We start from the raw sequence: 6,976 nt of genomic DNA on the forward strand, positions 1-6,976 counted from the left end.
CGCTGGTTCATACTGCCCGCCTGTGGCCGCCTGTGCGCGATTAAGAGATGATCATGGCAACAATGAAACGGCGCGTTGACAGACTGCTTTCGAGCCAGACCGCGGTCGGCGGCAGGCGGCCAGAAGCCGTCACTGGCCACCCAATCCGGATAGCGGTCATCCGGGTGGGGCGGTATGCTAGCGGCGTGTATGTCAGATCGGTTGCATCAACCTGCAAAGCTGTCGGCTGCCGCTTTTCCTGCCTTGTTATTCTGTGTTTCGCGTAATTTCTTCTTCTAAACAGTAACTTGCAGAACACGTTATCAGGCATTCCGATGTTACGCGGCAGAACTCTCGCCAGAAAACAAAGTTCGGCATCATAAGAATGAGCACGTTCACGAGACCAAATCGCGACCCAGACCTAGAGGTAGAGTTGGATCTGCTAGCTACTGACAAAGGTGGTCGCAAGCTACCACTTTGGCAGGGGTGCCGACTGCCACATGATTTCGGCCTTCCTGAAGAACTAAACGACGGTATGTATGAGTTCTTGGGTGAACCCCCTCATCCTGGCAGTACACAGAAGGCTCTCATTTGGTTATTGGCACCTGAGAGAAATCAAGGCCGCCTTTATCAAGGCTTTGAGTTCCGCGCTTGGGAGGGGCACATTATTGGCAAAGGAAAAATCGTTCGAGTCCTCAATCCAATTCTGAGGGCTGATGCCGAACAAGGCGTTCCAGGGGACGCCCTCCAGCAAGCTTCGCTTGCTTCCGGTCGCCCCTGAACTTCGACGTTGAACCTCATGGTCACCATTCCTCAGCACGGGAAGGCTGGCGAGCTGCATGACATGCGCACGTTCCTCGCGGACGTGGACCAATTCTTCGTCATTGAAGCTTGGCGAGTGCAGGTAGAAGAATGTCTCGGCGAGGGGGCCTTGAGCATCGAAAAGCGTTCTGGCGCCGATGCCACGATGTCAGACCGCGAGTTTCGAGCCGCGTATGAGGGCATCTATCAAACAATCGACGGGTCCTTTGTTGGCATGCAAGGCGGGGTTCAGAAGTGCAGCCTTCTCGCGGTGGACTCCACTTGCTGGGAAATCTCGGGTTCCGTGGAGTTCGAACGACACATGGTTAGCAGGTACGGGTCTTGGCCAACAACGCGCTGAGGTTCAACCTTTCATTGCAGCGGACGCCTTCAGCGCCCGCTGAACTGCGACGTTAGGCAACTCACATGACGTGCGAAAAGTGCCGTGATCTTTGTGTGCGTGTGTCCATCAAACGACCACACGAACTCCGAAACGCCATTCGAATCGCATGGCAGAACATCCTTGACAACACGCTGTCTGAGATCATTAATCCGAATCCCATTTCCAGCGTCACCTTCGCAGAGCTTGCAAAAGGCGATCCCTGGGACGATCTGCTTAGCTATAGCTTTCAATGCACAACGTGCGGGGAACGCTTTCACCTGAACGCGGAGACCTACCATGGAAGCGGCGGGTCTTGGGAGCCAGAGAACAAGCAATCAATCCAGGAGAGTTTGCAGGCATGCGAAAGCCAATGCGCTTCCACCCCAAAAAGTTGCGCGGATTGACACGTAAAGTGAAACACCTAAAACTTCAAGCTATGCGTACTCTCCAAACCTTCCACTCCTCGCCTCAGCCTAACTCGCCGTTGCACGCGGACGCAAAAACCGGCCATGCCTTCGGCATTTTCATGGCCGGTTTTTGTGCCCTCCGCCCTATCGGGCTCCGGCGCCGGTGAACTCGGTGTTGGGCCGCATGAAGGACATGCACAAATTTCAGGTGTTTGCGGATTATCACCAGTTCTATCTGATGGATGCGAGCATCAAGCCGAATATCCCGGAAGAGGTGACTGAGCAAGACATGTTGAGGCGTCTGCGAGCTGCACCGCACATCGTCGTTTTTCATACGGAGTCCGCTGCGCATGTGCCCGTAGAGGTGGTTTTCGTTTCCGAGCCCACCGAGGCCGAAGGTTCGTGGGAGCACCAAGCAGCGTTCAGTCTTTCGCTCCCGTCGGGAACGGCGGCTCTCTGCGGTTGTACGGATTTCGTTCCCGATTGCCCCCGCATAACCACGGCGCCCGGAAGCTACAGCGGGCACGCCTACTTCGCTGGCTCAACAAGCGGTGACGAGCGTTACTGCCTCGTGCTTTGGCCTGCTACTACCCAACAAGTCATTCCATCGGGTCTGTCGCGGGAAGCGCGCCAGTTCGGTGACTTCAAACGTTATGGCTCAGATTGACACCGAGTTTTTCGTGCGAGCGCTGAAGTCTGAGTGCCGCGACGCTGCCGTGACTGACTGCATTGCAAGCTTTCGTTCTCCGCCAGGAAGAACACCGCGGCCGGAACTTGTGCAGATTGCAAAATGGTTCATCGGTCTCAGTGACTCTGAAAGAACAATGGTCGAGTCAGCGATGGCTGAAGCGGCAGATGCAACGCTGTTCGGCGTTCTGTGCGTCCTTGATGGCGTCCGTGCCATAGAGGCTGAAGAGGAGAAAGCCGAGTATGTTATTTCTGCTGTACGAGCGGGCGAAACAACTCAAATCTCGCCCACCGAGACGTTCCTGCATGACATCTACCGATCAGAGCGATAACAGGCTGCTGCAGCCTACCGCCTTGAGGCCGGCTGAGCGGCAGCATTGAATGACAGCTTCCCTGAGAGCTCAACGGCGGCAACGGGTCGGCTTGAGACTGTCGCAGACGGTTCGCACGTTGCTTTGGGGGGCAGGCGGATGGCACGGTTCAGGCAATAGCTGTCAGTGAGAACTCGCCGACGTGCGGCACATTCATCATCCCTATGCGCTATGCTCGGCGCGTCAGTTTCCAGTTCCGTTAATCAGGCGTCACAACCTGAGGGAGTACGCGTGTCGACACCGCAAGAAGAACTTGTCGAGGGCATAGAGCATCTTCGCCCGATGATGGAAGCGAACGGCTTCGAGTTTTCGTTGGGTGAGACTGGCATAGGCTCCGGCGGCACGTTCGCCGTGGGTCAGTTCCAGCGCGATGACCGTATCCTCGCCTTCAGCGTTCGCTATGGCCTGGGACTGGTCGAGTACAAGGTTGGCCAGTCGCGCATTACTCACGAGGACTTTCTGCGCTACTCGGGTGCTTGGGGTAACCACGCGTGCCCAAACTTCGGCGGCACCATCCAAGCGAGCTTTGCGGCGCTCAAGCAGGATCTTGCCAACCACTTTTCAGTTTTTCTGTCTGGCAAGGATGAGGAGTTTCTGGCTGTCGTCCGTGATCGCGACGCCGAACCGAACAAGTTCAAAGGCCTTGCGGCGCTCGGCGGAAGGCGGTGACACCTCGCCGTTTACTGGGGTGGATGCGCGCGCCCTCGGCTCAAGCGTTGAATGACCGCTCTCCTCCAGGTGCAGAGGCCGCATTGGGTCGGCTGCACTCGATGGCGTCCGGCAGCTTTCGGGATGCGAAACTTGAGCGGCCGGTTTCCGGCGCCGAACTAAGAAGGTTGCTCGTCGCGTCCCGACCCTAACCGGGCATCCGGACTTCCCCGAAGCCGCCGCTGAGTAACCGGTCACTGAGCGGCGTTCTTTGCCCGCCCGCGCCCACGCGGAACAATCCCTCCCACATTCATCAGGGAGGAGCCGGCAGTGACCAGAGCGACAGCGACCAACAACAAGTGGCGGCGGCGTAGCCGCCAGGAGTGGGAAACCGTCTTTGCGCGGTTTGCCGCGAGTGGCCTGGGGATCGAGCCGTTCTGCGCCCGCGAGGGGCTCAGCGAGTCGAGCTTCCGGCGCTGGCGTAGCCTGCTGGGCGAGCCGAGTACGCAGCCTGCCGCGCCGGCGATGGAGGCCACTGGCTTCGTCGAAGCCGGCACGCTCAAACTCGGCGGCACCGGTCGCCTCGAACTGCGGCTCGATCTGGGCGACGGCGTGATCCTTCACCTGTCGCGCGGCTGATGTTCTTCCCCGAAGGCGCAGTCCGGGTCCATGTCTATGGCCGCCCGGTCGACATGCGCAAATCCTTCGACGGCCTGTACGCGCTCACACGCCAGGCGCTCGGCTGCGATCCGCTGTCGGGCGAGCTGTTCGTGTTCATCAACCGGCGCGGCACGCAGATGAAGGTGCTGTACTGGGATCGCACCGGATTCTGCGTGTGGGCCAAGCGTCTCGAGCAGGGGCGCTTCGTGTCGAACTGGGCGCAGGTCCGCACGCGCCAGATGGACTGGACCGGGCTCAAGCTGCTGCTCGAAGGCATCGAGCCGGCACGCTACAAGCGCCGTTTCCGACTGCCCGCAAACGCCGTGCGACCCGCATGATTGCTGGGCTCTGCGGTAAAATAGGTGCCATGTCCGCACCGCACTGCACCCCCGTTCCGACCCTTGCCGAGGCGGCCCAGTGGGCGCCCGAGCGCATCGTCGAGATGGCGCAGGCGAACGTCGCCTTGCAGCGCGACATGGATGCGATGCGGCTCGAGTTTGCGGCACTCAAGCATCAGCTTGAGTGGTTCCGCCGCCAGCTCTTTGGCCAGAAGAGCGAGAAGCGCGTGGTGTCACCCGACACCACGCAGATGTATCTGGGCGAGTTGCCGATCCCCGACACACAGCCCGATGTCCCCGGCAAGACCGTGGCGGGACACACCCGTCGTGCGTCGCGCACCGACTTCGCCCAGAGCAAGGACGACTCGGCGCTGTTCTTCGACGAGACGCGCGTCCCGGTCGAGACGATCACGCTCGCCAACCCCGAGACCGAGGGCCTCACCGCCGAACAGTTCGAGGTGATCGGCGAGAAGGTGAGCCATCGCCTGGCGCAGCGCCCGGGCAGCTACGTGATCCTCAAGTACGTGCGCCCGGTCATCAAGCGCCGCGACACGCAGACGATCCACTGCCCGGCGGCCCCCGCCGGGGTGATCGACGGTAGCCGCGCCGACGTGAGCTTCATCGCCGGGCTCATCACCGACAAGTTCTGCTACCACCAGCCGCTGTACCGCCAGCATCAGCGGCTCGGGGACAACGGCATCCGGGTCTCGCGCCCGTGGCTCACGCAGCTCACCCACGCGGCGCTCGCGCTGCTCGAGCCGATCTTTACGGCCCAGCTCGACTCGATCCGCGCAAGTCGCATCAAGGCGATGGACGAGACCCCGATCAAGGCCGGGCGCGCCGGCCCGGGGAAGATGAAGGGCGGCTACTTCTGGCCGGTGTATGGCGAGCGCGACGAAATCTGCTTCGCCTATCACGAGGGGCGTAGTGGCAAACACATTGCGCAGACCCTGGGGACCGACCCACCGCCCGAGGGGGCGGTGCTGCTCACCGACGGCTACGCGGCCTACGAACGTTACGCACAAAAATGCGGGCTCACGCGCGCGCAATGCTGGGCGCACTCGAGAAGAAAATTCTTCGAGGCCCAGTCGATCGAGCCCGAACGGGCGACGCAGGCATTGGAGATGATCGGCCAGCTCTACGCGGTAGAGCAGCACATCCGTGAGGCACAACTCGTCGGCGAGGCACGCCGCGCGCACCGGCTCGCCCAGGCCAAGCCGATGGCCGACCGGTTCTTCGACTGGGTCGACGCCCAATTCGAATCCCACGGTCTGCTGCCGAGCTCACCGCTGACCACTGCCCTGGCCTACGTGCGTGAGCGCCGGGCCGCCCTCGAGGTCTACCTCGCCGACCCCGAGGTGCCGATCGACACCAACCACCTCGAGCGGGCGCTACGCGTAGTGCCGATGGGCCGCCGCAACTGGCTCTTCTGCTGGACCGAGGTCGGCGCGAAATACGTGGGGATCGCGCAGAGCCTGATCGCCACCTGTCGCCTGCACGACATCGACCCCTATGCCTATCTGGTCGATGTGCTCCAGCGCGTCGGCCAGCACCCTGCCGCCGATGTCGCGCAACTCACCCCAAGGCTGTGGAAGCAACACTTCGCGGCCAATCCGCTTCGATCCGATCTCCACCCGCGCTCGAAGTAGGCAAGAACGCCGCTCGGTTACCGCTTACGCCGCTGAGGCACGGTGGCCTTCTGTGAGTTTCGCTGCCACGAAGCTGCCGTTGGTGAACCCACGACTCCGGCCACATGCGGCCGGTCGCCACCTGATCCGGATAGCGGCCATTCGGGCAAGGCGGTATGCTCTACGCCTATGTGTCAGATGGGTCGCATCAGCTCACTAAGCTTTCGGCTACTGCTATTCCTGTCTTGTTATCTTGTCTTGCACGTGGTTCCTGCATCTAAACAGCAACTTGCAGGATATGTTATCCGGCATTCCGATGTTATGCGGCAGAACTGTCGCCCTAAAACAAAGTTAGGCTTTATGCAAACAACTGCCGTTCCGCTATTTGAGCCGTTCAGCATTCAGAGCTCTTGCGTTCTCGAAACACGGTTTTCTGTAATTGGCCTCTACATCGTGGTGGAGGCATACCGTCTCAATGCAAAGCGATCCTCCCATATCGAGGTCTACTTCCCTCAGCATCGTGGGTTCGTACTGTTAGACGAAGGGGACATGCCGTCATGGCTCAGTGCCCAATGCTTTAAAACTAATCATCTTGTATTCGAAGTCACTGGTGGCGGCTGGTTCGACAGGCGCCCACCGGAGGACGGCTTACTAGCTATCGCATGCGCTTCTTCAAAAGAGTGGCTAGTCGTCACGGCAAATGAATGTGTCAGTGTCTTTTCCGAAGTTGAACCTATCATCCGAGACATTTCTGCATGAGGCAATTCGAACTCAAGTCATGGCCAAGCTAAACAAGCTCACCAGCCCTTCCACTTCGCGCCACAGCCTAACTGGTTGGTCAAGCCGACACCAACAAGCTCCGCTTGTTGGTACCCTCCGTGCTTCGCACTCCGGTGCGGCTTACCGCGGGCGTTGAACGGCAGCTTTCCTCAAGGCTCAAGGGCAACATTGGGTCGGGTGCCGTCGCGTGCGCAGTGTCAAAGCTGACATGACGAATACATGAGATGGGCTGATGCTCGCCGTCCGGTCAGGCAGCTGCCCCCCTGCAGGACTCACAGCAGTTGTATGCCACCCG

8 protein-coding genes are annotated in these 6,976 nt (G+C 60.0%); all 8 read left to right on the forward strand.

The genetic code is table 11. From position 1 onward, the window contains the following. The first annotated feature begins 412 nt into the window (after positions 1–412). The 8 genes from GPA21_RS18135 to tnpC all read left to right on the forward strand — a co-directional run bounded on the left by GPA21_RS18135 (position 413) and on the right by tnpC (position 5,922). Positions 413–760 (forward strand): hypothetical protein, encoded by a 348-nt coding sequence (locus tag GPA21_RS18135; protein ID WP_168989508.1) that lies wholly within the window; start codon positions 413–415, stop codon positions 758–760. Positions 761–778: 18 nt separating this feature from the next. Further along, on the forward strand, positions 779–1,141 hold the full coding sequence (locus GPA21_RS18140; protein ID WP_168989509.1) for a hypothetical protein: 363 nt from the start codon (positions 779–781) through the stop codon (positions 1,139–1,141). Positions 1,142–1,753: 612 nt separating this feature from the next. Then, on the forward strand, positions 1,754–2,236 hold the full coding sequence (locus tag GPA21_RS18145; protein ID WP_168989510.1) for a hypothetical protein: 483 nt from the start codon (positions 1,754–1,756) through the stop codon (positions 2,234–2,236). Then, positions 2,223–2,588, forward strand: a complete 366-nt coding sequence (locus GPA21_RS18150; RefSeq protein ID WP_156147772.1) for a hypothetical protein — start codon at positions 2,223–2,225, stop codon at positions 2,586–2,588. The genes GPA21_RS18145 and GPA21_RS18150 overlap by 14 nt, the downstream gene beginning before the upstream one ends. A gap of 270 nt (positions 2,589–2,858) precedes the next feature. Next, positions 2,859–3,296: a hypothetical protein gene (locus GPA21_RS18155; RefSeq protein WP_168989511.1), complete on the forward strand. Its 438-nt coding sequence runs from the start codon at positions 2,859–2,861 to the stop codon at positions 3,294–3,296. 309 nt (positions 3,297–3,605) lie between these two features. Then, entirely contained in the window at positions 3,606–3,914 is a 309-nt protein-coding gene (tnpA, locus tag GPA21_RS18160; protein WP_168989512.1) for an IS66 family insertion sequence element accessory protein TnpA, read from the forward strand. After that, positions 3,914–4,273, forward strand: coding sequence for an IS66 family insertion sequence element accessory protein TnpB (gene tnpB / locus GPA21_RS18165; RefSeq protein ID WP_168989513.1), 360 nt, complete (start codon positions 3,914–3,916; stop codon positions 4,271–4,273). Before tnpA ends, tnpB begins: the two co-directional genes overlap by 1 nt. Positions 4,274–4,302: 29 nt before the next feature. Continuing rightward, positions 4,303–5,922: an IS66 family transposase gene (gene tnpC / locus GPA21_RS18170; RefSeq protein WP_168989514.1), complete on the forward strand. Its 1,620-nt coding sequence runs from the start codon at positions 4,303–4,305 to the stop codon at positions 5,920–5,922. Positions 5,923–6,976: the final 1,054 nt, after the last annotated feature.

The organism is Azoarcus taiwanensis (assembly GCF_012910885.1).
GTDB classification, from domain to species: domain Bacteria; phylum Pseudomonadota; class Gammaproteobacteria; order Burkholderiales; family Rhodocyclaceae; genus Azoarcus_F; species Azoarcus_F taiwanensis.

Coding starts and splice junctions, on each gene's coding strand:
- GPA21_RS18140 (WP_168989509.1), top strand. CDS start 779: ATGGTCACCATTCCTCAGCACGGGAAGGCTGGCGAGCTGCATGACATG.
- GPA21_RS18145 (WP_168989510.1), top strand. CDS start 1,754: ATGAAGGACATGCACAAATTTCAGGTGTTTGCGGATTATCACCAGTTC.
- GPA21_RS18150 (WP_156147772.1), top strand. CDS start 2,223: ATGGCTCAGATTGACACCGAGTTTTTCGTGCGAGCGCTGAAGTCTGAG.
- tnpB (WP_168989513.1), top strand. CDS start 3,914: ATGTTCTTCCCCGAAGGCGCAGTCCGGGTCCATGTCTATGGCCGCCCG.
- tnpC (WP_168989514.1), top strand. CDS start 4,303: ATGTCCGCACCGCACTGCACCCCCGTTCCGACCCTTGCCGAGGCGGCC.